The 26332-nt window shown below is 72.3% G+C and carries 23 protein-coding genes and 1 riboswitch; of the genes, 9 read left to right on the forward strand and 14 right to left on the reverse strand.

All coding sequences use genetic code 11. From position 1 onward, the window contains the following. Positions 1–5 precede the first annotated feature (5 nt). From AC2RP6_RS06375 to AC2RP6_RS06405, 7 genes are all read right to left on the reverse strand, one after another. Positions 6–233, reverse strand: coding sequence for a CbtB domain-containing protein (locus AC2RP6_RS06375; protein WP_486445281.1), 228 nt, complete (start codon positions 231–233; stop codon positions 6–8). A 349-nt stretch (positions 234–582) separates the two neighbouring features. Further along, positions 583–1359: an enoyl-CoA hydratase gene (locus AC2RP6_RS06380; protein ID WP_486445282.1), complete on the reverse strand. Its 777-nt coding sequence runs from the start codon at positions 1357–1359 to the stop codon at positions 583–585. Then, positions 1356–2258 (reverse strand): 3-hydroxyisobutyrate dehydrogenase, encoded by a 903-nt coding sequence (gene mmsB / locus AC2RP6_RS06385; RefSeq protein WP_486445283.1) that lies wholly within the window; start codon positions 2256–2258, stop codon positions 1356–1358. Before mmsB ends, AC2RP6_RS06380 begins: the two co-directional genes overlap by 4 nt. Next, entirely contained in the window at positions 2255–3343 is a 1089-nt protein-coding gene (locus AC2RP6_RS06390) for an enoyl-CoA hydratase/isomerase family protein (protein WP_486445284.1), read from the reverse strand. Before AC2RP6_RS06390 ends, mmsB begins: the two co-directional genes overlap by 4 nt. Next, on the reverse strand, positions 3340–4494 hold the full coding sequence (locus tag AC2RP6_RS06395) for an acyl-CoA dehydrogenase family protein (protein ID WP_486450238.1): 1155 nt from the start codon (positions 4492–4494) through the stop codon (positions 3340–3342). Before AC2RP6_RS06395 ends, AC2RP6_RS06390 begins: the two co-directional genes overlap by 4 nt. After that, positions 4491–5990 carry a CoA-acylating methylmalonate-semialdehyde dehydrogenase gene (locus tag AC2RP6_RS06400; protein WP_486445285.1) on the reverse strand — a complete coding sequence of 500 codons (1500 nt, stop codon included), beginning with the start codon at positions 5988–5990 and terminating at the stop codon, positions 4491–4493. Before AC2RP6_RS06400 ends, AC2RP6_RS06395 begins: the two co-directional genes overlap by 4 nt. Positions 5991–6182: 192 nt before the next feature. Then, a riboswitch (cobalamin riboswitch) is annotated at positions 6183–6367 on the reverse strand. A gap of 134 nt (positions 6368–6501) precedes the next feature. Next, on the reverse strand, positions 6502–7905 hold the full coding sequence (locus AC2RP6_RS06405; protein ID WP_486445286.1) for a short-chain fatty acyl-CoA regulator family protein: 1404 nt from the start codon (positions 7903–7905) through the stop codon (positions 6502–6504). 374 nt (positions 7906–8279) lie between these two features. Here AC2RP6_RS06405 and aceA point away from each other — a divergent pair, with 374 nt between their 5' ends. From aceA to AC2RP6_RS06420, 3 genes are all read left to right on the forward strand, one after another. After that, entirely contained in the window at positions 8280–9566 is a 1287-nt protein-coding gene (gene aceA / locus AC2RP6_RS06410; RefSeq protein ID WP_486445287.1) for an isocitrate lyase, read from the forward strand. Positions 9567–9679: 113 nt separating this feature from the next. Continuing rightward, positions 9680–11275 (forward strand): malate synthase A, encoded by a 1596-nt coding sequence (aceB, locus tag AC2RP6_RS06415; RefSeq protein ID WP_486445288.1) that lies wholly within the window; start codon positions 9680–9682, stop codon positions 11273–11275. Then, the gene (locus tag AC2RP6_RS06420; protein WP_486445289.1) at positions 11272–12168 is read left to right on the forward strand and encodes a 3-hydroxybutyryl-CoA dehydrogenase; all 897 of its coding nucleotides are present in this window, start codon (positions 11272–11274) and stop codon (positions 12166–12168) included. The genes aceB and AC2RP6_RS06420 overlap by 4 nt, the downstream gene beginning before the upstream one ends. 128 nt (positions 12169–12296) lie before the next feature. On the opposite strand, the gene AC2RP6_RS06425 is transcribed toward AC2RP6_RS06420, so the two are convergent. Continuing rightward, complete coding sequence (locus AC2RP6_RS06425; protein ID WP_486445290.1) at positions 12297–13019, reverse strand: TetR/AcrR family transcriptional regulator; 723 nt, start codon at positions 13017–13019, stop codon at positions 12297–12299. Positions 13020–13197: 178 nt separating this feature from the next. Between AC2RP6_RS06425 and AC2RP6_RS06430 the strand changes: the two genes are divergently transcribed. Beyond that, complete coding sequence (locus AC2RP6_RS06430; protein WP_486445291.1) at positions 13198–14934, forward strand: amidase; 1737 nt, start codon at positions 13198–13200, stop codon at positions 14932–14934. Positions 14935–14994: 60 nt separating this feature from the next. Here AC2RP6_RS06430 and AC2RP6_RS06435 read toward each other — a convergent pair whose 3' ends face one another. From AC2RP6_RS06435 to tsaD, 3 genes are read right to left on the reverse strand one after another with little or no spacing between them, the layout of a single operon-like run. Continuing rightward, positions 14995–15879 (reverse strand): IS982 family transposase, encoded by an 885-nt coding sequence (locus AC2RP6_RS06435; RefSeq protein ID WP_486445292.1) that lies wholly within the window; start codon positions 15877–15879, stop codon positions 14995–14997. 54 nt (positions 15880–15933) lie between these two features. After that, complete coding sequence (locus tag AC2RP6_RS06440) at positions 15934–16074, reverse strand: hypothetical protein (protein WP_486445293.1); 141 nt, start codon at positions 16072–16074, stop codon at positions 15934–15936. Then, positions 16071–17129, reverse strand: coding sequence for a tRNA (adenosine(37)-N6)-threonylcarbamoyltransferase complex transferase subunit TsaD (tsaD, locus tag AC2RP6_RS06445; protein ID WP_486450239.1), 1059 nt, complete (start codon positions 17127–17129; stop codon positions 16071–16073). The genes AC2RP6_RS06440 and tsaD overlap by 4 nt, the downstream gene beginning before the upstream one ends. Positions 17130–17391: 262 nt before the next feature. On the opposite strand from tsaD, the gene AC2RP6_RS06450 reads away from it, so the two are divergent. The 3 genes from AC2RP6_RS06450 to AC2RP6_RS06460 are packed head-to-tail and all read left to right on the forward strand — an operon-like array spanning position 17392 to position 19690. Beyond that, a complete protein-coding gene (locus AC2RP6_RS06450) occupies positions 17392–18027 on the forward strand; it encodes an ATP-binding cassette domain-containing protein (RefSeq protein ID WP_486445294.1) in 636 nt (211 codons plus the stop codon). Then, positions 18024–18893 (forward strand): metal ABC transporter permease, encoded by an 870-nt coding sequence (locus tag AC2RP6_RS06455; RefSeq protein ID WP_486445295.1) that lies wholly within the window; start codon positions 18024–18026, stop codon positions 18891–18893. The genes AC2RP6_RS06450 and AC2RP6_RS06455 overlap by 4 nt, the downstream gene beginning before the upstream one ends. After that, positions 18851–19690 (forward strand): metal ABC transporter substrate-binding protein, encoded by an 840-nt coding sequence (locus tag AC2RP6_RS06460; protein WP_486445296.1) that lies wholly within the window; start codon positions 18851–18853, stop codon positions 19688–19690. The genes AC2RP6_RS06455 and AC2RP6_RS06460 overlap by 43 nt, the downstream gene beginning before the upstream one ends. On the opposite strand, the gene AC2RP6_RS06465 is transcribed toward AC2RP6_RS06460, so the two are convergent. The 3 genes from AC2RP6_RS06465 to AC2RP6_RS06475 all read right to left on the reverse strand — a co-directional run bounded on the left by AC2RP6_RS06465 (position 19605) and on the right by AC2RP6_RS06475 (position 23918). Beyond that, entirely contained in the window at positions 19605–20138 is a 534-nt protein-coding gene (locus tag AC2RP6_RS06465; RefSeq protein WP_486445297.1) for a DJ-1/PfpI family protein, read from the reverse strand. The genes AC2RP6_RS06460 and AC2RP6_RS06465 overlap by 86 nt on opposite strands. A gap of 292 nt (positions 20139–20430) precedes the next feature. Continuing rightward, on the reverse strand, positions 20431–22125 hold the full coding sequence (locus AC2RP6_RS06470; RefSeq protein ID WP_486445298.1) for a class I adenylate-forming enzyme family protein: 1695 nt from the start codon (positions 22123–22125) through the stop codon (positions 20431–20433). Continuing rightward, complete coding sequence (locus AC2RP6_RS06475) at positions 22122–23918, reverse strand: CoA transferase (protein ID WP_486445299.1); 1797 nt, start codon at positions 23916–23918, stop codon at positions 22122–22124. Before AC2RP6_RS06475 ends, AC2RP6_RS06470 begins: the two co-directional genes overlap by 4 nt. Before the next feature lie 181 nt (positions 23919–24099). Between AC2RP6_RS06475 and AC2RP6_RS06480 the strand changes: the two genes are divergently transcribed. Together AC2RP6_RS06480 and AC2RP6_RS06485 are read left to right on the forward strand one after the other, a co-directional pair. Further along, entirely contained in the window at positions 24100–25278 is a 1179-nt protein-coding gene (locus AC2RP6_RS06480) for an acyl-CoA dehydrogenase family protein (RefSeq protein WP_486445300.1), read from the forward strand. Between the two features lie 251 nt (positions 25279–25529). After that, positions 25530–26252 (forward strand): FAD binding domain-containing protein, encoded by a 723-nt coding sequence (locus AC2RP6_RS06485; protein ID WP_486445301.1) that lies wholly within the window; start codon positions 25530–25532, stop codon positions 26250–26252. Positions 26253–26332: the final 80 nt, after the last annotated feature.

Below are 26332 nucleotides of genomic sequence, written 5' to 3' on the forward strand. Positions count from 1 at the left end.
GCCTCTCAGTGGCAGGGGAAGCCGAGCAGGTGGCGGCCGTCGTGCACCCACTCGTGCACGCCCTCGCCGGCGAACACGGCGGTGGCACCCTGCTCGGCACCGACGAAGTACAGGGCCACGAGCATCAGCAGGCCGACGAAGACCGCCCAGGGCAGTACGGCCTTGACGGGCAGCGGAGCCGACGGGGCGAGGGCGGGGGTGGATACGGCAGCGGAAGCGACGGCCTCGGCCATGATGGAACCTCCTCGGGGAACAACGCGTCCCATACGGTGGTGCAGGACGACGGTCCTCGGGTCTGACTCGCCGCGACGCCCCCCGGGAGGAGCCGCCGCAGCACACAGTGGCGCGACCATGCCGGATTCACACCGGACTTCCGTCTCGCCGTCGTCGCTATGTCTTTATGTCGCGTTGACGCTACCGCGTGGCGGGCCCCCGGCCAAGACCGTGAGTCCCTGATCACAGCGGGTGCCAGGGCGCGCAGTTCGGCCGCCGCACACCCACCGAAAACCCGGCGGCCCTCCCCGTGCCCAGTACCCGGTCCGGGGAAGGCTGGATCTGCCGGCCCCGGACGCGGGGGCGGGCTCAGCTGTGGGTGAAGTGCGGCGGGCGCTTGTCCACGAACGCGGACATGCCCTCCTTCTGGTCGGCTGTCGCGAACACCGCGTGGAACAGGCGGCGTTCGAAGCGGACGCCTTCGGCGAGGGTGGTCTCGAAGGCGCGGTTCACGGCGTCCTTGGCCATCATCGCGACCGGCTTGGACATCTCGGCGACGGTCGTGGCCACCGCGAGGGCCTCGGCGAGCAGTTCGCCGGCCGGCACGATACGGGAAACAAGCCCGGCTCGCTCGGCCTCGGCGGCATCCATGGTTCGCCCGGTGAGGCACAGTTCCATGGCTTTGGCCTTGCCGACGGCGCGGGTCAGGCGCTGGGAGCCGCCGATGCCCGGGATGACGCCGAGCTTGATCTCGGGCTGACCGAACTCGGCGGTGTCGGCGGCGAGCAGGATGTCGCAGAGCATCGCCAGCTCGCAGCCGCCGCCGAGGGCGTATCCGCAGACCGCTGCGAGGGTGGGGGTGCGTACCTGGCTCAGGCGGTCCCAGGCGCTGAACCAGTCCGAGAGGTACATGTCCATGTAGCTCTGCGGACGCATCTCCTTGATGTCGGCTCCCGCGGCGAAGGCCTTGGCGGAGCCGGTGAGGACGATGCAGCCGACGTCCGGGTCCCGGTCCAGCTCTTCCGTGGCGGCCACGACCTCGGTCATGACCTGGAGGTTGAGGGCGTTGAGGGCTTCGGGCCGGTTGAGGGTGAGGACGGCGACGCGGCCCTTGCGTTCCAGGAGGATGGTCTCGTAGGCGGTCATGCGGGGTTTCCGTTCTGCGGTCGGAGGGTGCGGACGATCGCCGAGAAGTCGAGCTCCGCGCCCTCGGCGGCGGCGAACGCCACGTACATTTCGGCGGCCTTGAGGCCCAGCGGCGCTTCCACACCGCCGGAGCGCAGTGCGTTCGCGGCGAGGCCGAGGTCCTTGGCCATCAGTGGGGCGGCGAAGCCGGGGCTGTAGTCGCGGTTGGCGGGGCTGGCCGGGACCGGTCCGGGGACCGGGCAGTTGACGGTGAGGGCCCAGCACTGGCCGGAGGCGGTGGAGGCGACGTCGTAGAGGGCCTGGTGGTCGAGACCGAGGCTCTCGGCGAGGACGAACGCCTCGCTGACTCCGATCATCGAGATCGCGAGGATCATGTTGTTGCAGATCTTCGCGGCCTGCCCGGCACCCGCGGCGCCGCAGTGCACCGCCTTTTTGCCCATGGCGTCGAGCAGCGGTTCGGCCGCGGCGAACTCGTCCGCCCCGCCGCCCGCCATGAAGGTGAGCGTGGCCGCCTCGGCACCGACCACCCCGCCGGACACCGGGGCGTCCAGTGCCCGGTGACCGGCCGCGACTACGGCCTCGTGGGCGGCACGGGCATCGGCCACGTCGATCGTGGAGCAGTCGACGAACAGGGTCCCCGGTCGCGCAGCAGCCAGCAGCCCCTGCTCACCGTAGAGGGCCAGAACGTGCCGGCCCGCCGGAAGCATGGTGATCACCACATCGGCTTCCGTCGCGGCTGCGACGGCGGAGGCCGCGGGCTCGACACCGGCAGTGGCCGCCGTGGCCAGCGACTCCGGTACGAGGTCGAAGCCGACGACGCGGTGGCCGGCCTTGACGAGGTTGGCGGCCATCGGCCCGCCCATGTGGCCGAGGCCGATGAATGCGACGGTCCTGCTCACCAGACGACCTCCTGGGACGAAGCGGTCGCGACGAGTCGCAGCTCGTTCGCGTCGAGTGGAGCGAAGAACCGGTCCACGTCCGCTGCTGTGACGTCCTCCAGCGCGGCCGGGGACCAGTGCGGGGCACGGTCCTTGTCGATGACCTGGGCGCGGATGCCCTCGACCAGGTCGGGCGAGGACAGGGCTGCGCAGGAAACGCGGTACTCCTGTTCCAGTACGCGTTCCAGCGGCCCGAGGTGCCGGGCACGGCGCAGCGCGGCGAGGGTGACCTTCACCGCGGTGGGGGACTTGGAGCGCAGGGTGTCGGCCGCGTCCTTCGCGGCGGGTACGCCCGACGCCGACAGCCGCGCGACGATCTCCTCGGCGGTGTCGGCGGCGTAGCAGTGGTCGATCCACTCACGCGCTGAGGCCAGCCCCCCGGCCGGAGGCTCTGCCACATGGCGTTCCAGTACCGCGTGTACGCAGTCCACCGCCAGTTCCCGCACCAGCGCGGGCAGCGCCGCCGCCAGGACGAAGTGGTCGGCGAGGCCGCACAGCAGCGCGTCCGCGGCACCGACGGTAGCTCCGGTCAACGCCAGGTGGGTACCGAGTTCTCCGGGGGCGAGCGCGAGGAGGTAGGTGCCGCCGACGTCGGGGACGAAGCCGATGCCGGTCTCGGGCATGGCCACCTTCGACCGTTCTGTGACGATGCGGACACTGCCGTGGGCCGAGACGCCGACCCCGCCCCCCATGACGATGCCGTCCATCAGGGCGACGTACGGCTTGGGGTAGCGGGCGATCAGTGCGTTGAGCCGGTATTCGTCCCGCCAGAAGTCGGCCGAGGCGGTGCCGCCGGAGCGGGCGTCCTCGTGGATCGCCCGGATGTCCCCGCCCGCGCACAGTCCCCGATCGCCGGCGCCCTCGATGACGACCAGCTCGACCGAGGGGTCCTCGGCCCAGGCGGTGAGGGCCTGCTCGACACGGAGCACCATGGGGTGGCTGAGGGCGTTCAGTGCCTTGGGGCGGTTCAGGGTGACGTACGCGGCGTGGCCCTCGGTGCGCAGGAGGACGTGGTCGTCGCGGACTTCAGGGGCTTCGTTGGTCATCGCAGGGTCTCCGTCAGTCCGCGCGCGACGATGACGCGCATGACCTCGTTGGTGCCTTCCAGGATCTGGTGGACCCGCAGGTCGCGGACGATCTTCTCGATGCCGTACTCGCTGAGGTAGCCGTAGCCGCCGTGCAGCTGAAGGGCGGCGTCGGCGACCGCGTACCCGGTGTCGGTGGCGAAGCGTTTGGCCATGGCGCACAGGCGCGGGGCCAGCGGATCCCCGGTGTCGAGGGCTTCGGCGGCCTGCCGGACCAGGGCGCGGGCGGCTGCCAGCTCGGTGGCCATGTCGGCGAGGCGGAATTGCAGGGCCTGGGCGTCCAGCAGGCGGCTGCCGAAGGCCTCGCGGTCGGCCAGGTGGGACAGCGAGCGGTCCAGGGCGCTCTGGGCGCCGCCGAGGGAGCAGGCGGCGATGCCGAGGCGACCGCCGTTGAGGCCGTTCATGGCGATGCGGAAGCCGCCGCCCTCGGCGCCGAGGCGCCGGTCGGCGGGGACGCGGACGCCGTCGAGGATCACCTGGCGGGTGGGTTGCGCGTTCCAGCCCATCTTGCGCTCGTTGGGCCCGAAGGACACCCCCGGGTCCTGGCGCTCGACGACGAAGGCCGAGATCCCGGCCGGGCCGGCGTCACCCGTCCGCGCCATGACCACATAGACGTCCGACGCGCCGGCTCCGGAGATGAACTGCTTCACCCCCGTCAGCACGTAGTGGTCGCCCTGCCGCTCGGCGCGCGTGCGCAGCGCGGCGGCGTCCGACCCGGCGCCCGGTTCGGTCAGGCAGTAACTGCCCAGGGTCGCGGCGGTACAGAGGCCGGGCAGCCAGCGCTCGCGCTGGGAGCGGTCGCCGTAGCGGTCGACCATCCAGGCGACCATGTTGTGGATGGAGAGGTATCCGGCGATGGACGGGCAGCCGGTGGCGAGGGTCTCGAAGACGAGGACGCCGTCGGCGCGGGACAGGCCCGAACCGCCGTTCTCCTCACGGACGTAGACGCCGGCGAGGCCGAGCGCGGCGGCCCGGCGGATGACGTCGACGGGGAAGTGCTTGTCCTGGTCCCAGGCGACGGCGTGCGGGGCGAGCTGCTCCTGGGCGAAGTCGAGGGTGACTTCGGCGAGGGCGAGCTGGTCCTCGGTGAGGGTGGTCGTCACGGCGTTCAGCCCATCGTCGGGATGGTGAAGCTCGCGGCCTCCTTGGCCCCGGAGGGCCAGCGCGAGGTGACGGTCTTGGTGCGGGTGTAGAAGCGGACGGAGTCGGGGCCGTGCTGGTTGAGGTCGCCGAAGCCGGACCGCTTCCAGCCGCCGAAGGTGTGGTAGGCCACGGGGACGGGGATCGGCACGTTGACGCCGACCATGCCGGCGCCCACCCGGCGGGTGAAGTCGCGTGCGGTGTCGCCGTCGCGGGTGAAGATCGCGACGCCGTTGCCGTACGGGTGCTCGGTGGGCAGGCGCAGGGCTTCCTCGTAGTCGGCGGCCCGTACGACGGACAGCACCGGGCCGAAGACCTCCTCGCGGTAGATCCGCATCTGGGGGGTCACGCGGTCGAAGAGGGTGGCTCCGGCGAAGTAGCCGTTCTCGTGTCCGGGCAGGGTGAACCCGCGGCCGTCGACGACGAGTTCGGCGCCCTCGGTGGCTCCGATGCCGACGTAGCGGTTCACCCGGTCCAGGGCGTCGCGGCTGACCAGCGGTCCGAAGTCGGCCCCGGGGTCGTCGGAGCGGCCCACGCGCAGGGTGGCGATCCGCTGCTTCAACCTGGCCACCAGGGCGTTCGCGGTGTCCTCGCCGACGGGGACGGCGACGGCGATGGCCATGCACCGCTCGCCCGCGGAGCCGTAGCCGGCGCCGATGAGGGCCTCCACGGCCTGGTCGAGATCGGCGTCGGGCATGACGATCATGTGGTTCTTGGCGCCGCCGAAGCACTGGGCACGCTTGCCGTGGGCGGCGGCCGTGGCGTAGATGTGCGCGGCGATCGGGGTGGATCCGACGAAGCCGAGGGCCTGTACGCGAGGGTCCTCCAGCAGGGTGTCGACGGCCTCCTTGCCGCCGTTGACCACATTGAGCACACCCGGCGGCAGTCCGGCCTCCAGGAACAGCTCGGCGAGGCGCAGCGGAACCGACGGGTCACGCTCGGAAGGCTTCAGGATGAAGGAATTGCCGCAGGCCAGTGCGGGTGCGGCCTGCCAGAGCGGAATCATGGCAGGGAAGTTGAAGGGGGTGATGCCCGCGACCACGCCCAGCGGCGAGCGCAGTGAGTAGACGTCGATCCCGGTGCCCGCGTTGTCGGTGAACTCGCCCTTCAGCAGGTGCGGGATCCCCGCGGCGAACTCGACCACCTCCAGCCCTCGCTGCAGATCACCGTGGGCGTCGGCGACGGTCTTGCCGTGCTCGGCCGACAACATGCGGGCCAGGTCCTCCCGTTCGCCCTCGACGAGCCGGAGGAAACGCAGCAGGACCCGGGCACGCCGCTGGGGATTCCACTGGCCCCAATCGGCCTGCGCTTCCTCCGCGTTGGCGATCGCCGCCTCGGTGTCGGCGCGACCGGCCAGCGGCACGCGGGCCTGGACGGTTCCGGTGTTCGGGTCGTAGACGTCGGCGAAGAGCCCGGACATGCCGGGGGTGTGCTTTCCGCCGATGAAATGGGTGAGTTCACGGACCATGGATGCCTGCTCTCGTCAGGTTGGATCCGGGGATGGCACGACGGACCGGCGGACGGCACCCGGATGGGGGTGCACCGCTGCGGAAAGCCGTGAGAACTACGAGCGCACGGACGTGGTGCGGGTGCGCTCCGCCGGATCACCAGGGTCGTGGGTACAAACCGGTGCCATGCGTGTCTGCTCCATCCTCGTGGACAACACGGAACATCCGCGGCCGGTATCCTGACTCCCGGATCACCGCGCGCCGCCCGCCTTCCCGACCGACCTCGTCAGTGGCGTGTGAACGGCAGCGCACTCCCCGGTCACAGTGGCGGGACCGTGCCGGTTTTGCACCGGCTTCCCTGCACCGCGGACCTTGTGCCACGAACATATAGTTGGACGTCCTAGTAAGTCCAGACCCACCGCCGCGCGCCCTGAAGTCGGAGCACGCGCATCGTCTGCCGAGCTGCCCGCCGTGCGGGCGGGGGACCCGGTGACCGAGGCGGAGGCGCGCCGGCTGGGCCGGGTCCGGTGCTCACCCGCGGTCGCGGGCGACCGGGTAGGGGATGAAGGTGCTGCTGTTCTCGTCGACCGCGAGAGGGCGGCCGAGGGGCGGAACCGCGCGCTGCGGGCAGTCGAGGCGTTCACAGAGCCGGCAGCCCATCCCGATGGGGGTGGCCGCCGAGGCGTTGTCCAGGTCGAGGCCGTCGGAGTAGACGAGCCGCGGCGCGTGGCGGATCTCGCAGCCGAGGCCGATGGCGAAGGTCTTGCCGGGTTCGCCCCAGCCGCCGCGGTGACGGGTGACGGCGCGGGCGGTCCACAGGTAGCGCTGCCCGTCGGGCATGGCGGCCACCTGGACGTGGATGCGGCCGGGCGCGGCGAAGGCCTCGTACACGTTCCACAGCGGGCAGGTGCCGCCCGCGCGGGAGAAGTGGAATCCGGTGGCGGACTGCCGCTTGGACATGTTCCCGGCGCGGTCGACGCGGACGAAGGAGAAGGGCACCCCGCGCAGCCTGGGGCGTTGGAGGGTGCTGAGGCGGTGGCAGGCGGTCTCGTAGCCGATGCCGAAGTGGTCGGTGAGGCGTTCGATGTCGTAGCGGAACTCCTCGGCCGCGGTGTGGAAGGCACCGTACGGGAGGATCAGTGCGGCCGCGAAGTAGTTCGCGATGCCGATCCGGGCCAGGCCGTGGGCGGGTGAGTCCTGCGGGAAGTCCTCGGCAGCCAGCCGGTCCAGCTCCGCCCCGTACTCCAGCAGGGCGAGCTGGGTGGCCATCCGGAACGCCTGCTGGCCCGGCCGCAGCCGGCCGGACAGGTGCAGGACCCGTGCGTCCGCGTCGAAGTGGTGGAGGCGGTCGGAGTCCGCGGCAAGGCGGAGTCCGTGGTGCTCGGTGAGGCGGCGCGACAGCACCCGGACGACTTCCCCGGGGCGGATGCCGATCTCCCGGGCCAGGGCCTCGGCGGCGAGGTCGGTGTCGTGGAGGTAGTTCTGGCGGCGGTAGAAGAACTCGCGGATCTCCTCGTGCGGCGAACGCGGCGCCGCCGGGCCGCCGTCCCGTCCGTCCGCGGTGTCCGCGAGCCGCTCCGCCAGGAGCTGGCTGCGCCGCCCCAGATCCAGCAGGACGGCGGCCACGGCCGGCATCCGGGTGGCCAGTTCCGCCAGGTCGGAGGGGGAAACCCGGGCCTCGGCGACCTCACTCGCGAGCGCCTCGCGCAGGTCGGCGACGAGGCGGCTTGTATCCCGCTCGGAGAAGAACCCGGGGTCGACTCCGAAGGCCTCGGTCAGCCGGAGCAGCACCGGGACGGTGAGCGGACGGGAGTCGTGCTCCATCTGGTTCAGGTAGCTCGGGGAGATGCCCAGGACCCGGGCGAGCTCCGCCTGGCTCATCCGGCGCTCCTCGCGCAGCCTCCGCAGCCGCGCCCCCGCGTACGTCTTGCTCACCTGGCCTCCTCCGGCCTCGACCGGCTTCAGGTTACGCATGGTGCGGCCGTTCACCCCCTTCGCAACCTTGGCAGAACGGCCGCAGAAGATTCGCAGAAGTTGGCATGCATACCTCATTGATGGCACTGCGTGCCGCTGTCAGAGTCTGTCCTGCGGCCGCCGGACCCCGGCAGTCGAGAGGGACACTCCAGGTACGACGCACGCCCTGACGTCGGCGATCCCGGCAGTCCACGCTCGGCTGACCTGCAACATTGCTCAGTTCCACCCAGGGCCCGGCGGCCGGCACCCCCGATACGCGGCACAGAGTGCCATCAGCTCGCCGCGATGAACGAGCGCGTTGGCAGACCAAACGATTCATGGAGACGGTGACGGTCATGGCAGACACGAACACGACGGCGGCCGCCGAGCAGCTCAAGCAGAAGTGGGCCACGGACCCGCGGTGGGCGGGCATCGAGCGGACCTACACGGCCGAGGACGTGGTGCGGCTCTCGGGCAGCGTCCGCGAGGAGCACACCCTGGCCCGGCGCGGCGCCGAGCGGCTGTGGCGACAGCTCCACGAGCGGGACTACGTCCACGCCCTCGGGGCGCTGACCGGTGGCCAGGCGGTCCAGCAGGTGCGCGCCGGGCTTCAGGCGATCTACCTCTCCGGCTGGCAGGTCGCCGCCGACGCCAACCAGGCCGGGCACACCTACCCCGACCAGAGCCTGTACCCGGTCAACTCGGTCCCGCAGGTGGTGCGCAGGATCAACAACGCGCTGCTGCGAGCCGACCAGATCGCCACCGCCGAGGGCGGCACCGACACGACGGACTGGCTCGCGCCGATCGTCGCGGACGCCGAGGCCGGTTTCGGAGGCCCGCTGAACGCCTTCGAGCTCACCAAGGCGATGATCGCGGCCGGTGCGGCCGGCATCCACTACGAGGACCAGCTCGCCTCCGAGAAGAAGTGCGGCCACCTCGGCGGCAAGGTCCTCGTCCCGACCTCCCAGCACGTCCGCACCCTCAACGCCGCCCGCCTCGCAGCCGACATCGCCGACACCCCGACCCTGATCATCGCCCGTACCGACGCCCTCGCCGCCACCCTCCTGACCAGCGACGTCGACGAGCGCGACGCGGAGTTCTGCACGGGCGAGCGCACCGCCGAGGGCTTCTACCACGTCCGCAACGGCATGGCCCCGGTCATCGCCCGCGGCCTCGCCTACGCCCCGTACGCGGACCTGATCTGGGTGGAGACCGGCACCCCGGACCTGGCGCAGGCCCGCGAGTTCGCCGAGGCGATCCACGCGCGGTACCCGGACCGGATGCTGGCCTACAACTGCTCGCCCTCCTTCAACTGGAAGGCCGCCCTGGACGACGACCAGATCGCCAAGTTCCAGCGCGAGCTCGGGGCCATGGGCTACCGCTTCCAGTTCATCACCCTGGCCGGCTTCCACTCCCTCAACCACGGCATGTTCGACCTGGCCCGCGGCTACGCCGAGCACGGCATGACCGCCTACGTCGACCTCCAGGAGCGCGAGTTCGCCGCCCAGGCCCAGGGGTTCACGGCGGTCAAGCACCAGCGCGAGGTCGGCACCGGCTACTTCGACCTGGTCTCCACCGCGGTCAACCCGGCCTCCTCCACCACCGCGCTCGCCGGCTCCACCGAGGAGGAGCAGTTCCACTAGGAGCCGCTCCTTCCCCCCGTCCGGCCACGCCCGGCCTCCGACCGTCGTCGTCCGAAGGCGCCCGAGGTCTCTGCCTCGGGCGCCGGCTGCCCACCCCCGAGGAGCAGAACCAGATGTCCACGTCCCTGACCGCCGGTGTCCGAGTCCTCGGCACACCGGGTGCACGCCACGACGAGATCCTCACCCCGGCTGCGCTCGCCTTCATCGCCCGCCTCGATGCGGCCTTCGCAGAGCGTCGCCTGGAGATCCTCAAGGAGCGCCGCCGCCGTTCCGGCAACCTGGCCTCGGGGACACCGCTGGACTTCTCCCGCGCCACCTCCGCGGTCCGCGCCGACCCCGACTGGCGGGTGGCGCCGCCCGCGCCCGGACTGACCGACCGCCGGGTGGAGATCACCGGCCCGCCGGACCGCCGGATGGCCGTCAACGCCCTCAACTCCGGTGCCAAGGTCTGGATGGCCGACTTCGAGGACGCCACCGCCCCCAAGTGGAACAACGTCATCGGCGGCCAGCTGACCCTGCTCGACGCCATCGCACGCCGCATCGACTTCACCACGCCCGGGGGCAAGGAGTACCGCCTCGGTACGGACCTCGCCACGATCATGGTCCGCCCGCGCGGCTGGCACCTCCTCGAAGAACACCTCGAGATCGACGGCCGACCCGTCCCCGCCTCCCTGGTCGACTTCGGCCTGTACTTCTTCCACTGCGCGCAGCGCCAGATCGACGCCGGCCACGGCCCGTACTTCTACCTCCCCAAACTGGAGAACCGGTACGAGGCCCGCCTGTGGAACGACGTCTTCGTAATGGCCCAGGACCTCCTGGGGATTTCCCGCGGCACGGTCCGCGCCACCGTCCTGATCGAGACGATCACCGCCGCGTTCGAGATGGAGGAGATCCTCTACGAACTGCGCGAGCACAGCGCCGGGTTGAACGCGGGCCGCTGGGACTACCTGTTCAGCCTCATCAAGACCTTCGGCCACCGTACCGACTTCCAGCTCCCGGACCGGGCCGCCGTCACGATGACCGCCCCGTTCATGCGCGCCTACACCGAACTCCTCGTACGTACCTGTCACAAGCGCGGCGCCCACGCCGTCGGCGGGATGGCCGCCCATGTCCCCGGCAAGGACCCGGCCGCGAACGAAGCGGCACTGGCGAAGGTCCGCCTCGACAAGGAGCGGGAGGCCGAGGACGGCTTCGACGGCTCCTGGGTCGCCCACCCCGGGCTCGTGCCCGTCTGCCGCGGGGTCTTCGACGGCGTTCTCGGGAACCGGCCCCACCAACTGGAGCGCACACGCCAGGACGTCGAGATCACGGCGGCCGATCTGCTCTCGGTACGCCGGATCGCCGCACCCCCCACCCCCGAGGGCGTCCGCTCGAACATCGCCGTGGCCCTGCGCTACTTCGACGCCTGGCTGCGCGGCCACGGCGCCGTCGCCCTGTACGGGCTGATGGAGGACGCGGCGACCGCCGAGATCGCCCGCGTCCAGATCTGGCAGTGGCTCCGCCACGACCGGTTGGAACGCGCCGCCGTCCTCGACCTCCTCGACGCCGAATGCACCGCCCTGGCGGAGGAGGATCCGCAGGCCCTGGTGCTCGAAGCTCGCGAGGTGTTCGTGGACGGCGCTCTCTCGGGGCGGCTCCCGGCCTTCTTCACCCCGGACGCGTACTCCCGCCACCTCGTTCGTCGCGCCTCCGCGCCGGTGACAGCGTGAACGCCCCGGTTCAGCCTCACGACACGCACGGCATCCAACGCGTCGGAATCGTCGGCGGAGGCCAGATGGGCGCCGGCATCGCCGAGGTCTGCGCCCGCGCCGGCCTCGACACCGTCGTCGCCGAGGCCGACGCGGCCGCCGCCCTGGCGGCCCGCGAGCGGATCGCCGTCTCCCTCGAACGCGCGGTCCAGCGCGGGAAACTCGACCGGATCTCGGCGGAAGACGCCCTGGCCCGACTCCTGTTCACGGGTGACCTGGAGGACCTCGCCGACCGCCGGCTGGTCATCGAGGCCGTCACCGAGAACGCCGACGCCAAGACCGAGATCTTCACCGCCCTGGACAAGATCGTGGAGGACCCGGAGGCGATCCTCGCCACCAACACCTCCGCCATCCCCGTCATGCGGCTCGGGATGGCCACTCGCCGCGCCGACCACGTACTCGGCCTGCACTTCTTCAACCCCGTACCCGTCCTGCCGCTGGTCGAGATCGTGTCCTCCCTGCACACCGCGCCCCGCGTGGCCGACACCGTCGAGACCTTCGTCCGCGACACCCTCGGCAAGACCGCCGTCCGTTCCCAGGACCGGGCCGGCTTCGTCGTCAACGCCCTGCTGGTCCCCTACCTGCTCTCGGCCGTCCGCATGGCCGAGTCCGGGTTCGCGACCGCGCAGGACGTGGACGCGGGCATGGAGCTGGGCTGCGCCCATCCCATGGGCCCGCTCAGGCTCGCCGACCTCATCGGCCTGGACACGGTCGCCGCGATCGCCGAGTCGCTCTACGACGAGTTCAAGGAACCCCTCTACGCCCCGCCCCCGCTGCTCCAGCGGATGGTTCAGGCGGGGCTGCTCGGCCGAAAGACCGGCCGCGGGTTCCACACGTACGGCCGGGACCGATAAGTCCCGGTTCGCCGCACGGGTTCTGAGGGTGCCCGGCAGCTGAGGAAGGACGGGGCGTGACGAGTGGTGTCGTCACGCCCCGTCCGGCTGCCCTTCTGCAAGGTTCCCTTCCGGCTGTCCCGGCGCCGTCACGCCTGTCCGTTCGGACGTAGTTCGCGTGCGAGGGCCGACAGGGCGAACGCGTGCGGGGAGGTGTGCTGCCAGCGGGATCGTCCGAGCATCACGTCCTCGGCGAGTCCGCTGAGCATGGCCACGGCCCGGATGGTGAACTCGGTGAGGTCCACGTCGGCGAACTGTCCCAGGTCCCGGCCTTCCCGGAGGATGGCCTCCAGGCGCTTGTCCCAGCCGTCCAGCAGTGTGGTCAGGGTCTGCCGGCCCGCTTCGTCGTGGCGCTGGGCCAGTACCTGCGTCCAGAGCGCGTAGCGTTCGTCGCCCTGGTGGCGGGGCAGGTAGTGGCGGACGAACAGGTCCAGCTTCTCGGCCGGGGACGCCGCCCGGTCGGCAGCCTGCTGGAACCGGGTCCAGAGATCCGCCTGGCTCCAGGCGAGGACTTCGAGCAGCAGCCGGTCCTTCTTGCCGAAGTGGTAGAGGATGTGCCCGGTGCTCATGCCGGCCCGCTCGGCGATGTCCGACATCCGCACGGCCCCTGTGCCCTTCTCGGCGATGACGGCGATGGCCGCCCGCATCGCCCGCCCCCGCGCCCCCTCCCCGCTGGGCTGGCGCTTCCTGTCGACCGAGGCGGAGGCACCGGGCCCGGCGGCGACATCGGCCCCGGCGTCGGCCGACCCGATGGCGCTCTCCGGCGCGAAGGAGCGGTCGGAGGGCGATGGCCCCGTCTCTGGCGTCGGCATGGGCTCACTTTCGTTTCCGGAAATCCAGGATCCAAGTCTAGGTTCCAAAAATCTAGATTCCTGATCTAGACTAAAAATCTAGTCAGTGCGATGGGGAGGCCGACGGCCGACCGGGCGTGGTCGCCGCAGCGGCCCCCAGCCCAGCCCCGTCCTACTCAGCCACCCTGGAGACACCCACATGACGCGCGGATTCGATGTCGTGGAGACCTGTATCGCCGACCTGCGCGCGGCGCTGGAGAAGGGCGAGACGACCGCGGTCGGCCTGCTCGACGCCTACCTCGCGCGGATCGAGGCCTACGACCGGCCCGGTACCGCCACCGCTCTGAACGCGATGGTCGTGATGAACCCGGCCGCCCGCGCGGAGGCGGAGGCCTCCGACGCGCGCCGCGCGCGGGGCGAGACGCTCGGACCGCTGGACGGCATCCCCTACACCGCGAAGGACAGCTACCTCGCCGAGGGGCTCACGGCCGCGTCCGGCTCCCCCGCCTTCGAGCACCTCGTCGCCCAGCGTGACGCCTTCGCCATCGAGCGGCTGCGCGCGGGCGGAGCCGTCCTCATCGGCCTGACCAACATGCCGCCCATGGCGAACGGCGGCATGCAGCGCGGCGTGTACGGCCGCGCGGAGAGCCCGTACAGCGCCGACTGGCTCACCAGCGCCTACGGCTCCGGCTCCTCCAACGGTTCCGGCACGGCCACCGCGGCGTCCTTCGGCGCGTTCGGCCTCGGCGAGGAGACCTGGTCCTCGGGCCGCGCCCCCGCCTCGAACAACGCGCTGTGCGCCTACACGCCCAGCCGCGGCGTGATCTCGGTCCGCGGCAACTGGCCGCTCGTACCGACCATGGACGTCGTCGTCCCGCACACCCGCACCATGGCCGACCTGCTCGAACTCCTCGACGTGATCGTCGCCGACGACCCGCACACCCGCGGGGACCTGTGGCGCGCCCAGCCGTGGATCCCGCTCCCCTCCGCGTCGCAGGTACGACCCGTCTCCTACCCTGCCCTCGCACCCGCCGATGCCGAGGCCGCCACGGGCGCGCTGGCCGGCCTGCGCATCGGTGTGCCCCGGATGTACATCAACGCCGACCCCGCCGCCGGGACGAACCCGGACGGGGGCATCGGTGGCCAGACCGGGCAGCGCGTCGACACCCGCCCCTCGGTGATCGCCCTGTGGGAAGCCGCCCGCCGCGACCTGGAGGCCGCCGGCGCCGAGGTCGTCGAGGTCGACTTCCCGGTGGTGACCAACTACGAGTCCGACCGCCCCGGAGCGCCCTCGCTGCTCACCCGGGGGCTAGTCAGCCGCGAGTACCTCACCTTCGAGATCGAGGACCTGTCCGCCTGGTCCTGGGACGACTTCCTGCGGGCCAACGGCGACCCGGCGCTGTCGAGCCTGGCCGAGGTCGACGGCTCCCGCATCTGGCCCAAGCAGGAGGGCGAGCTGCCCGACCGCTACGACGGCTTCGACGACACGATCGGCGACTACCCGCGCTTCGTGCGCGAGCGCCCGTACGCGTCCCTTACCGACATGCCGCACCTGGAGCAGGGGCTGCGGGGGCTGGAGGAGACGCGCCGGGTGGACCTGGAGCTGTGGATGGACGGACTGGGCCTGGACGCGGTGGTCTTCCCGGCGGTCGCCGACGTGGGTCGCGCCGACATGGACGTCGACGAGGCGTCCGCCGACCTGGGCTGGCGCAACGGTGTCTGGGTCGCCAACGGCAACCTGGTCCCCCGCCACCTGGGCATCCCGACCGTCACCGTGCCGATGGGCACCATGAGCGACACCGGCATGCCCGTCGGGCTGACCTTCGCGGGCCGCGCCTACGACGACAACGCCCTCCTGGGCCTCGCCGCGGCCTTCGAGAAGACGGGCAGCCGACGCACGGAGCCGACGCGTACGCCGCGCCTGCCGGCGCGGTGACCTGACCTCGGCGGGCGCCGCGGCCGAAGGCCGGCCCCTAGATGAGTGAGTCCGATGTTCTTAGTGGTCGTAGGCGATCAGTGAGCGTTTGACTGCGGCGCCGGTGGTCCAGTTGTGCCAGATGCCGGCGGCGAGGGCGAGGAGTCGTTGTCCGGTGCGGGCGAAGACTCCGGCCGGGGTCCTGGCGCCGTGTTGTTCGAGGCTGAGCTGGCCTTTGAGGGTGTCGATGACAGCCTCGATCCACTGCCGGACCCGGGCGATCTTGCCGTGCCGGACCGGTTCGTCCTCCCGGTCCGGGCGCACGAGATGGGCGCCGAGGCGCTCGCTGACGAAGGTCTCGAATTCCTTCCCCGCGAAGCCTTTGTCGGCGAGGATCACCTGCCCTCGGCGGACCAGGCGGTGGTCGCGTTCGAGCAGCGCGGCCATCACCTCCCGCTCGCCGGTCCTCGGGTTGGCCAGGCACCAGGTGACGGGCATGCCCTCGGCGGTGGTGACCAGGTAGAGCCGGAATCCCCAGAAGAAGCGCGAGTGGCTGCGGCAGAAGCCGTAGCCGCAGTGCCCGGCCAGTTCGGAGCGTTTGACGGTCTCGCGGGAAGCGGCGCAGGGCAGCGGGGTGGAGTCGATCAGCCGCAGATCGTCGTGCCAGGTCGGCACCTGCCGGGCCAGCGCCTCGATCACCTGGCTGATCAGCGGACCGGCGGCGTTGAGGCGCTTGTTGTAGGCGGACTGCTGGGGCAGATAGCGGAACAGGTGCCCCAGGCGGGCATGGGCGAAGCGGATCCAGTGCCGGGCCGAGGGGAAGCCAAGCAGAACCTGGGCGACGGCCAGGCACAGCAGTTCGGCGTCCGTGAGTTTCGGGGGTCGCCCGATCCGGCGACAAGGCGCCACATGGTCGTCGATGAACACGTACAGTGCCGCCAGAAGGGCGTCCAGGTTTGTCTTCACACACTGACCAACGGACGCCCTTCGTCATGGTCGCGACCAGCACGAACATCGGACTCACTCATCTAGATGCAGGGGGCCGAGGAAGACCGCGTGTCCGGCTCCCTCGGTGAAGGCCTCGGTGTGGACGTGGAGGATGTCGTCCTGCCGGGCGAGCAGTTCGCCACCGGGCGCCCGGCGCACCGCCACGGCGCTCACGCCACTCTCGCCGCCGGCCGGGCGACGGGGTGCAGGGCCGCGTACTCCAAGGGCGCCGACGGGTCGATGGACATGTCGAGCTGGGCGGGGTCGGAGCCGGCCCGGACCAGCAGGTCGCCGACGGCTGCGATCATCGCGCCGTTGTCGGTGCACAGGGTCATGGGCGGTACCCGCAGCTCGACCCCTGCGGCCGCGCACCGCTCCTCGGCCAGGGCCCGCACGCGCGAGTTCGCGGCCACGCCGCCCACCACCACGAGGGTGCGCACGTCGTACTCCCGGCACGCGGCGAGGGCCTTGCGGGTCAGCACGTCGGCGACGGCCTCCTGCAGTGAAGCGGCGCCGTCGGCCACGGGAAGTTCCGCTCCGCGCTGGCGGTGCTGCTCGGCCCAGCGGGCCGCGGCCGTCTTCAGGCCGGAGAAGGAGAAACCGTAAGGGTGCTCCTTCGAACCAAGGAGCGGACGCGGGAAGGCGACCGAGCACGGGTTGCCACCGCGGGCGGCGCGGTCGATGGCCGGCCCGCCCGGATAGGGCAGTCCGAAGACCCGGGCGACCTTGTCGAAGCACTCCCCGGCCGCGTCGTCGATGGTGTCGCCCAGGTGCAGGATCGGATCGCGGACCAGGTCCCGTACGAGGAGCAGCGAGGTGTGCCCGCCGGAGACGATGAGCACCATGCACGGGTTGGGCAGCGGCCCGTGCTCCAGCGTGTCGGCGGCCACGTGCCCGGCGAGGTGGTGCACGCCGTACAGGGGCACGCCCGCCGCGTACGCGAGGGTCTTCGCCCCGCCCAGACCGACCTGGAGGGCACCTGAGAGACCGGGTCCGGTGGTGACGGCAACCGCGTCGATGTCCCGCAGGCGCAGCCCGGCCTGGTCGAGCGCCTCCCGCACGACGGGGTTGAAGGCCTGCAGGTGCGCCCGGGCCGCGATCTCCGGGACGACGCCGCCGAACCGGGCGTGCTCGTCCATGCTCGACGCCACGACATGGGCCAGCAGTTTCCCGCCGGAGACGATGCCCGCGCCCGTCTCGTCGCACGACGACTCGATCCCGAGCACCACCGGAGCTGCCACGACTACCTCTTTCGCACCTAAAGCGCAGTTGCAAGTTATGTGCAATAAGGTACTCCTCCCGCGTGGCCGGGGTGGACACGCCTGCCCTTGCCGAGGCGGGCCACACCGTCGCCCCGGCACGCCGACCGGCGTCATACGGCCCCGCCCTCCCGCGCCGCCGCACCACGGCGCGAAAAGATCCCTGAGCCCGGGAACTCCCCGCCCGCACCGTCCGACTCCTGCTGTGTGACGGACGACCGGAAGGTGCGTGATGGGCGGGCTGGATGTGCGGATGCGGGGAGTCGTCTGCCGGCACGGCCGGGTGGAGGCCGTCGCCGACGTGGATCTGGAGATCGCCGCGGGTGAGCGCGTGGCGCTGACCGGCACCAACGGTTCGGGCAAGACCACCTTGTTGCGCGCCGTCCTCGGCCTGCACCGCCAGGTGACGGGCTCGATCCGGGTCGGCGGCCGGGACACGCGCACGCCGGCGGAGTGGGCGTGGCGCCGCCGTGCCTGCGCCTGGATCCCGCAGAAGCCCGCCGCGGGCCGGTTCCCCCTGCTCGGAGCGGAGTTGCTGGCCAGCAGCGCCGCACCGGACGATGCCGCCGACGCGGCGGACCGGCTCGGGGTGGGGCAGCTGACCGGGCGGCCGCTGCACACGCTGTCCGGGGGCCAGCTGCAACGCATGTACCTGGCCCGGGCCATCGGCTGCGTGGCCGCCGGGGCCGAGGTGCTGCTGGCCGACGAGCCGACCGCCGCCCTCGACTTCGACGGGCAGGCGGAGGCCGCCGACGTGCTGACCTCGCTGCCGGTGACGCTGGTCGTGGTGACGCACGACCGGGCGCTGGCGGACCGCTGTGACCGGGTCCTGGAGATGGCCGCGGGCCGGCTGCGGGAGGTCCGGTGACCACCCTCGCCACCGCCGACGTCGGGACCCTGCTCCAGCTGGTCCCCGTACAGCGGGCCGGGGCGGCCCTGCTGCTCGCCGCGATCGGCCTGCCGGTCATCGGGGTCGTCATCGTGGGGCTCGACATCATGCCGGTGCGGTTCGCGATGATGCACGTCGCACTGCTCGGCATCGCCGTCGGCCTGCTCACCGGCCTCGACCCGGTGCTGTGCGCGCTGGTGGCCTGCGCGCTGGCCGGCGCGGGCGTGGCCCCGCTCGCCCGGACCCCGGACGGCCTGTCCGGCGCGATGGGCCTGCTGATGAGCCTGGCGATCGCCGCGGCCCTGCTGCTGCTCGCCGTATCGGGGGTCAACGCCTCGGGGGCGTTCGCCCTCCTGTGGGGGTCGATCCTGTCCGTCGGCACGCCCGACCTCGTCGTGCTGGGAGTACTCGCCGCGGGCGTACCGGCCCTCCTCTGGTGGAAGCGCCGCGACATCGGCCTGCTCCTCCACGACCGTGAACTCGCCCAGTGCTCCGGCGTCGCCGTGCGGGCCCTGACCGCGGCGCTCCTCGTACTGGTCGCGGTCGCCGTGGCCGGGGCCATCAAGCTCACCGGAGCACTGCTCGTCGACGCCCTGACCCTGCTGCCCGCCCTCGCCGCCCGGCGACTGGGCAGCTCGCTGAAGTCGATCACCTTCTGGGCGATCGGCATCGGCGTGACGGTGAACCTGACGGGATTCCTCCTGGCCCTGTGGCTCGACTGGCCGCCCGGCCCGGTCCTCGTCCTGACGGCGGGAGCACTCGTCCTCGCCGTCCATCTCATATCCGAACGGAGAACCAGCCCATGGCGCGCACCCGCGTCCTCATCCCTTCCCTCCTCACACTGAGCGCGGTCACGCTGGCCCTCGTCACCGGCTGCGGGGGCAGCAGCGACAGCACCGGCGACGGCAAGGGCGGCGACACGTCCTCCCCCGCTGCGTCCGGCGCGCCCAAGGCGGGGAAGAAGCCCGTGGTGGTCGTCACCACCACGTGGGAAGGGGCTTTCGCGAAGGCGGCGGGCGCCGAGGACATCAAGGTCGTCGTGCCGCAGTCCGTCCACCACGCCCCCGACTACGATCCCAAGCCGTCGGACCTCGCGGCCGTCGCCAAGGCCGACTTCGTGCTGTACGCGCCCTTCGAGCCGTACGCGGCGAAGATCAAGGAGGCCGCCGGTTCCAAGGCGAAGCTCGTGGAGGTCGACCTCGACAACGACCCGGACAAGGTCAAGGCCGAGGTGGACAAGCTGGGCGGGCTCTTCGGCACGGCCGACGCCGCGACCACGTGGAAGACCGGCTTCGACACCGAGTACGCGAAGCTGAAGAAGGACCTCCAGGCAGCCTGGCCCGGCGGCAGGAGCCCGGACGTGGTCACGCAGGTCTTCACCGCCTGGGCGGCCGAGCTGGCGGGCGCCACCACCGTGGGCACGTACGGCCCCGAAGCCGTCACCCCGGCGCAGCTCGCCGAGCTCTCCGCGAAGAAGCCGGCGCTGGTCCTGGACAACGCCCACATGTCGACCGGCACGGTCCTGCCCGACTCCGGCGCCAAGCAGGTCAAGATCGTCAACTACCCGGGGGACGACCTCGACCTGCTGCCGGTCTACCGCAACGCGGCCGCCGAGCTGAAGCAGGCCGTGGGTACCTCCTGACCAACCTGCGCCGCTGCCCGCCGGCCGACCGCGTCCCGGGACGGACTGTTCTCCCCTCCCCCGGCCGGGTCCCGGTGACGAGGTCGCCGTCGTCGACGACCCTCGCGTTCTTCGGTACACCGCCCTGCTGTCCGAGGTCGGGGCGTGCCTTGTGGTGGGTGGTGCTGGGCCGCCCCCGGGTCAGCCCGGCGGCGGACAGCAGCATCACTCCCGTGCACAGGGCGCTGACGGTGAGCCCCTCGCGGGGTGCGGCCCGGAGGGCGCGCGGAAGGGTGCCGCGCCGGATCTCGGCCCATACGCCCGGGTCGTCGCGGCGCGCATGACCGCCGCCGGGTACGACGATCACGTCGGCCTCGTCCGGGGCCCACGGGTGCACGACCTCGACCCGCGAGCCGTACGAGGCGCGGACGGGCCCGGGGCGGGACGTGGTGACGTACCGGACTTCCACCGGCCGCCCGGTGAAGAACCGGGCGGCCGAGAAGACCTCGTACGGGGCGGCGAAGCGAGCTCCTCGACTCCGTCGAACATGACGATGTGGACGCGCAGCGGACCGCCGGCGGGGGCGGGGGGCCGTGCGCCCGCCGTTGCGGTGGTCGCCGCCGCGGCCGATGCGGTTCCGGCGAGGCCCACGACCGCTCCGGTGGCGCCGATCGCTGTCGACGCGCGGAGTAGGTCCCGTCGGTTCATCGCGTGCTCCTGGTCGGGGTCGGGCAATGGTCGGGGCGGCGACGCCTTGCCGCTCAGCCGGCCTGCGCGAGGGGGAGTCCGGGGTCCCCCGCCGCGGTGGAGGGCGGGATCGCGGTCAGTCGCTCGCGGAGGGCGGCGCGGTCGGGCTTGCCGGCCGGTGTCAGGGGCAGGGTGTCGACGAGGAGCAGGCGCTCAGGGTGCTTCCGGCGCTCCAGGCCGCGCCCGCTCAGATGCGTGCTGAGTTCTTCGAGGGTGGGCGGCTGGCCGGTGCGCGGGACCACGCAGGCCGCCAGGCGTTCGCCCATGAGCGGGTCGGGCACTCCCACGCAGACGACGTCGCGGACCCTGGGGTGGGAACTGAGTTCGCGTTCGATCTCGGCGGGGCTGATGTTGGCGCCGCCCCGGATGACGATGTCCTTGAGGCGGCCGACGACGTGCAGGACTCCGTCGGGGTCCAGGTAGCCGAGGTCGCCGGTGCGGACCCAGCCGTCGGGCGTGCGGTACCGGGCGTCCAGATCGGGGGCGGCGACGTAGCACAGCGGGGTCATGGGCCCGCGCGAGATGATTTCCCCAATGCCCCCGTCCGGCAGGGCGGCGTGGCTCTCGGGGTCGGCGATGCGGATCTCCGCGACGCGCGGGTCCGGGTGTCCGGCCACGACCCCCGTGCCGTCCGTCGGCGGGACGGTGTGGGCGAGTCCGGTGTGGCAGTTGACCCCGTCGGCGGAGCCGTAGAGGTTGACGACCGGGCAGCCGAACGCCTTTGCCGCGGCTTCCGCGGTGGTTTCGTCGAGCGGCGCGCCGCCGAGGACGAGGGCGGTGGGTGCCGGCAGCCGTTCGCCGGTCGCGTCGAGACGTTCGAGCATCATGCGGATCATGGTCGGCACGCCGAGGACGTGGCTGGGCTCGTGCTCGCGTACGGCCGCGAGGGCGGCTTCGGGCGTGAAGTGGTCGAGCAGGACCAGGGTTCCGCCGTGCCGGGCGAGGGTGACCGCGGTGCCGTTCGAGCCGAAGGCGGAGGCCAGCGGCACCAGGAACAGGCAGCGGGGCGGGGTGCCGTCCGGGATGAGCGAGGCGAGGAAGTTGCCCCGCCCGCCCGCCAGCGCGTTGTGCGAGTAGGCGATCATCTTCGGCTCGGCCTCGGACCCGGAGGAGACCAGGATGCGGGCCGCGCTGTCCGGGTCCGGACGGGCGGGTACGAAGGCCTGCGGGTCGGAGCGCATGAGCTCGGACCAGGCCACGGTTCCCTCCGGCGCGACGCCGGGGCCCACGGCGACGACATGGCGCAGGGCGGGCATCGAGCGCGCCAGCGCGTGCAGGTCGGCGGCGTGCCGGAAGTCCCGGTGTTCGACGGAGGCGATGACGGCGACGGCTTGCGCCCGGCGCAGCAGGCATTCGGCTTCCACGACGCCCCGACCGACGGGGAAGGGCAGGGCGACGGCGCCGAGGGCGGCCAGGGCCAGGTCGGCGATCACGGCGTTGCGGTTGCTGGGCAGTTGGACGCCGACCACGTCGCCCGCGCGTACGCCCAGCGCTCTGAGGCCGACGGCCAGACATCGCACCTTGCGGTCCAGGGCGGTGTAGCAGAGCTTGCCCTTGGCGTCGAGGACGGCCGTGTGGTGCAGGTTCGCGATCTGGCGGGCCCGGAAGAGGCTGTACAGGTCGAGGTCCGGGCAGGTCCCGTCGACCACCCACGAGCGGCGGAGGTCGGAGGGCAGCAGGTCGTGCAGTTCGAGCCTGTCGGCGGTCATGCGAAGCTCCAGGGGTCGGAAACGGCGGGGGCACCGTGTGCGTCACGGCTGATCGAGCCGGCGAAGCGCGGGTCGTGGTGCAGGTCGGACAGGTCGGTCGTGACCGCGGTGGCGGTCAGGCCGTGCGAGCCCAGCCGGGCGAGCGCGTCGGAAGTGCCCAGTCCGCGCAGGTCATGGATGGCAGCGGCCGGGGCGCTGTCGTCGGCGGGGGCGATCCAGCCGTCCGCGGTGGGCAGCGGGTGGCGGAAGCCGGCCGGGAGGCGCGGGTTCGCGCCGCGGGCCACCCGGGCCAGGGCGGGAGCGGTGAGGGTGTCCGCCGCGCCCAGCAGGGAGGAGTCCACGCGGACGCCCCGGCCGGTGCGTTCGCGCAGCAGCAGCCCTGCGAGGACCGCTTCGGTGCCGTGCAGGCCCCCGAGCACGTCGAGCAGGGTCATCAGGGACGGGGCGGGGATCTCGCCCGCGGGGCGTACGGCCTCGCCGACCCCGGTCCGGGCCTGGACCATGAAGTCGGTGCCCATGGGGGCGTCGGTGATCCGGTCGGCCCAGCCGCCGGTGTACGCGTACACGAGCGCCGGGTTGACCCGTGCCAGGTCGTCGGAGTCGAGGCCGAGTTCGGCGGCCTTGCCCGGGGCCCAGTTGTGGAGGAAGACGTCCGCTTCTCCGGCCATCTCGCGCAGTCCGCGGCGGTCGGTCTCGGACTTGATGTCGATCTCGACGGCCTTCTTCCCCCGGTTGAGGGCGAGCCAGCGCGCCGAGACGCCGGAGCAGGCCGGGGGCATGCCGCGCAGCGGGTCCCCGCCCGGCGGCTCGATCCTGGTGACCTCGGCACCCAGCAGGCCCAGCAGGTGCGCGGCGAGCGGAGCCTGGATACGACGGCCCGCCTCCAGCACCATCAGACCGGCCAGCGGCAGCGCTGCGGGACGGGTGATCGGGTCGCCCTCGGCGGCCCGGGTTGCCGGGAGGGGGTGGTCGGCCCCGAACGGGCGGAGGGACCAGGGCGGTGCGCCGTCGGCTTCGGCGAGCCGCTGGGCGAGGGTGTGCAGCAGGCACACCTCGGCGCCCGAGAGGGCTGCGGCCCGCCGGATGCGGTCGAGGGGGTGCGCCCGGGTGACGGCGTGGAGGGCCTGCGGAAAGGGCGCGCAGGCGGTGGCGTAGCGGAACTGGAAGGGCCTCCAGCCCGCCCTCATCGCGTCGGCGGGCGCGTCCAGGGCCCGCCAGAACGCCGCCCACGCCCCGGGGTCGAGCGTCTCCAGTTCGAACAGGGTTCCCTCGGCGGAGGTGAAGGGCGGCCCGCCGGGCGCGAGTTCCGCGGCTTCGCCCTCGTCCGCCCCGGCTGCGGCGAGGTACTGGGACACGGCGAGCAGCCCGGCGCGGTCGGCGCTGGTGGTGACGTGGGTGGCGGCGAGGCCGCGGGCCCGGCCGACCAGACCGGCGAGCAGCCCCTGCACGGCCAGGACGCCGGTGGCCGTCGCCGCGTAATCGGCGGCGAGTCCGCGCGGGCTGCCGTCGCGCCGGCCGTGGACGGCCATGACTCCGGTGGCGGCCTGGACCGTGGCCTCGTCGACGACGCCCCGGTCGGAATCGCCCCATGTGACGGTCGCGTGCGCGGTCTCGTACCCGCCGCCGGTGAGGGTGAGGTGACCTGGCCCGTCCTGCCGCCCGGCGGCTTCGTCCTGTGCTCCGAGCAGCCGCAGGTGCTGCTCGGCGACGCTCGTGAGCTGCGGAGGTCCCGAGATGCCGAGGCGCAGTGTGTCGAGTGGCCGGACCGTCTGCGAGATTGCCGGTGACGCCATGCCTCTCCTTTCCCGGCGCGGCGGTGGCCGTCGCCCAGGTCGTACGGAAACGCGGAACACGGGAACCCGGGAGCGTCCGCGCCCGACCAGTTCCACAGACAGGCAGTCGGACAGGCGTTCCCGCGAGTTCCCGGGAGCCGGGAGGAACACGGTGGCGGATTCACTCACGACGGGCGGCGGGATGCCCCAACCTGACCCTGGGGCAGTGCAGTTGAGGGAGCGGATCGCTTTCTTCGTCCGTACCCGGGTGATCCCGCGGGAGCCGGTCCTCGACGCCGGCGGGCCCGCCGCCGCATCGGCGCTGCGGGAACTTCGGGTCCTCGCCCGCGCTGAGGGGCTGTGGGCGCTGCCCCTGCCCGCCGAACTGGGCGGGGGCGGAATGCCGTTCCCCGTGTACGCGCAGCTCGCCGAAGCCGAGGGCGCCAGCGACCACGGTCCGGCCGCCCTGGGGTCCGCTCCGCTGCTCGACGTCACGATGCTGGCCCGGCACGCCGGGAGCCGGGTCCGCAAGCAGTACCTGGAGCCCTTGGTCACGGGCGAGATCCGTACCTGCTACGCGATGACCGAAGCCGACGTACCCGGCACCGATCCGCTCCTCACCGCCACCCGGGCCGACCGCCAGGCGGACGGCCGCTGGCGCATCACCGGCCGCAAGTGGTTCACCTCCGGGGCCGCGACCGCGGACCTGGTCACCGTGCTGGCGCGCACCAGCGGTGTACCGGGTGACCGCGAAGGGCTCTCCCTGATCCTCGTCCCCACCGACTCCCCCGGATTCCGGATCCTCCGCGGGCTTCCCGTCCTCGGGGCAGCGGGCCAGTACGAGATCGAACTCGACGGCGTCGGCGTGCCCGACGACCACCTGATCGGCGAAGAGGGCCAGGCACTCGCCATCGCCGGGGAGCGGCTCGCTCTCGGCCGGACCCTGCGCTGCCTGCGCTGGCTCGGCCAGGCCCAGCGTGCCTTCGACCTCATGTGCGAGCGGGCCGCCACGCGCAGCGGCTCCCGCGGCCCGCTCTCCGACCACCAGCTGGTCCAGCAGCACGTGTTCGACGCCCTGCTCGCCCTGCGGACCACCCGGCCCCTCGTCCACGAGGCGGCGGCGCTCATCGCCGCCGGGCGGGACGCCCGTACGGAGGTCGGGCTCGCCAAGGTGGCCGCCGCCCGGATGCTCCAGCAGGTCACCGACTCCGCCATCCAGGTCCACGGCGCCGCCGGGCTCGGCCCGGACACCGCCCTGCCCGCGCTGTTCCGCGGCGGACGGGCGGCCCGCATCCTCGACGGCCCGGACGAGCTGCACATCACCTCCGTCGCCCGGCGGATCCTGCGCGGCTACGGGCCCACGGTGGTCACGCCCGGGTGATGTCGAGGAGCCCGTCCAGCAGTGCCCGGCGGCGAAGAGGCCGGCCATCGGGCACCCGAAGGTGCTGGCCGTGGTCCGGCCGTCGGAACGATGGGCACCAGCCTCTCCAGTTGAAGCACGAGGGGCGCACCGCGGGACAGGTGTGAGCTCTGTACGCGCCCATCTCCTCACGGCCAAAATGCGCCTGCCGAAGGTCTTTGGCCGGAACGCCACGTCCCCCCGTCACACCACCGGGAAGCAGGTCGGCTGTCGTGATACTGCGCTCACCCACGTCCTTGTCCGAAGCACAGGAGTGCATGGCTGAGGGAGCGGTGCCCGTGGGCGGCGCCACCCTGGTGTGGGCCACCTGGCAGCGGGACGGCTTCCCCGCCCGTGCCATGTCACTGCGCGACCTCCCGGAGGCCAATGAGATAGGGCCCGAAACCCTGGGCTCGGCCGTGGTCCTGAACCGAATCGACGAGCGGGTGCCCGAAGTACTGCGAAGGGCCGCCGCCGGGGTGGGGACCGGAGCCGTGCGCCGGACGGCCACCGTCGGCGGCAACCTCGTCGGCAGCACCCTGCGTTGCCTGCTGCCCGCGGCACTCGTTCTGAACGCCCGCGCCCTGATCCTCGAACCCGAGGGCGTCCACATCACAGACCTGGCCGAAGTCCTCACCAAACGACCACTGTTACTGAGTCTGGCCTGGCGGACGCCCCTGGCCAGCGTGTACCACAAGGAGGCCGGGACAGCAGGCGGGCCACCGCCTCTCGTCGTGGCAGGTTCCCTGCGTCGCGAGGAAGACGCAGGCAGGCTCCTTCGCGTCGCCGTCCGCGAGAACGGCGAATTCCTCGATGCCGGCGTCAGGTGCAACCCCACGGCCGAAGACGACCTCCGCGCCCTCCGGAACGGCTGTTTGGGCCAACTCTCGAACGCCTCCTGGGAAGCGGTCCGCCGGCAGGTCGGCGAGCTGCTCGCGTCTGCCCCGGACCCCTGACCCATGACCCCTGAACGGCCTGGGCCGGCGGGCGGAGCAGGGGCGTGGCCCGCCGGCCATGTCGACGGAGAGGGATCCAG

The sequence above is a fragment of the Streptomyces sp. WAC03905 genome (genome assembly GCF_057371075.1).

Bases quoted from the DNA above. Each gene is read 5' to 3' on its own strand.
- AC2RP6_RS06375 (WP_486445281.1), bottom strand. From the start codon at position 233: ATGGCCGAGGCCGTCGCTTCCGCTGCCGTATCCACCCCCGCCCTCGCC.
- AC2RP6_RS06380 (WP_486445282.1), bottom strand. From the start codon at position 1,359: ATGACCGCCTACGAGACCATCCTCCTGGAACGCAAGGGCCGCGTCGCC.
- AC2RP6_RS06390 (WP_486445284.1), bottom strand. From the start codon at position 3,343: ATGACCAACGAAGCCCCTGAAGTCCGCGACGACCACGTCCTCCTGCGC.
- AC2RP6_RS06400 (WP_486445285.1), bottom strand. From the start codon at position 5,990: ATGGTCCGTGAACTCACCCATTTCATCGGCGGAAAGCACACCCCCGGC.
- aceA (WP_486445287.1), top strand. From the start codon at position 8,280: ATGGCAGACACGAACACGACGGCGGCCGCCGAGCAGCTCAAGCAGAAG.
- aceB (WP_486445288.1), top strand. From the start codon at position 9,680: ATGTCCACGTCCCTGACCGCCGGTGTCCGAGTCCTCGGCACACCGGGT.
- AC2RP6_RS06425 (WP_486445290.1), bottom strand. From the start codon at position 13,019: ATGCCGACGCCAGAGACGGGGCCATCGCCCTCCGACCGCTCCTTCGCG.
- AC2RP6_RS06430 (WP_486445291.1), top strand. From the start codon at position 13,198: ATGACGCGCGGATTCGATGTCGTGGAGACCTGTATCGCCGACCTGCGC.
- AC2RP6_RS06450 (WP_486445294.1), top strand. From the start codon at position 17,392: ATGGGCGGGCTGGATGTGCGGATGCGGGGAGTCGTCTGCCGGCACGGC.
- AC2RP6_RS06460 (WP_486445296.1), top strand. From the start codon at position 18,851: ATGGCGCGCACCCGCGTCCTCATCCCTTCCCTCCTCACACTGAGCGCG.
- AC2RP6_RS06470 (WP_486445298.1), bottom strand. From the start codon at position 22,125: ATGACCGCCGACAGGCTCGAACTGCACGACCTGCTGCCCTCCGACCTC.
- AC2RP6_RS06475 (WP_486445299.1), bottom strand. From the start codon at position 23,918: ATGGCGTCACCGGCAATCTCGCAGACGGTCCGGCCACTCGACACACTG.
- AC2RP6_RS06480 (WP_486445300.1), top strand. From the start codon at position 24,100: ATGCCCCAACCTGACCCTGGGGCAGTGCAGTTGAGGGAGCGGATCGCT.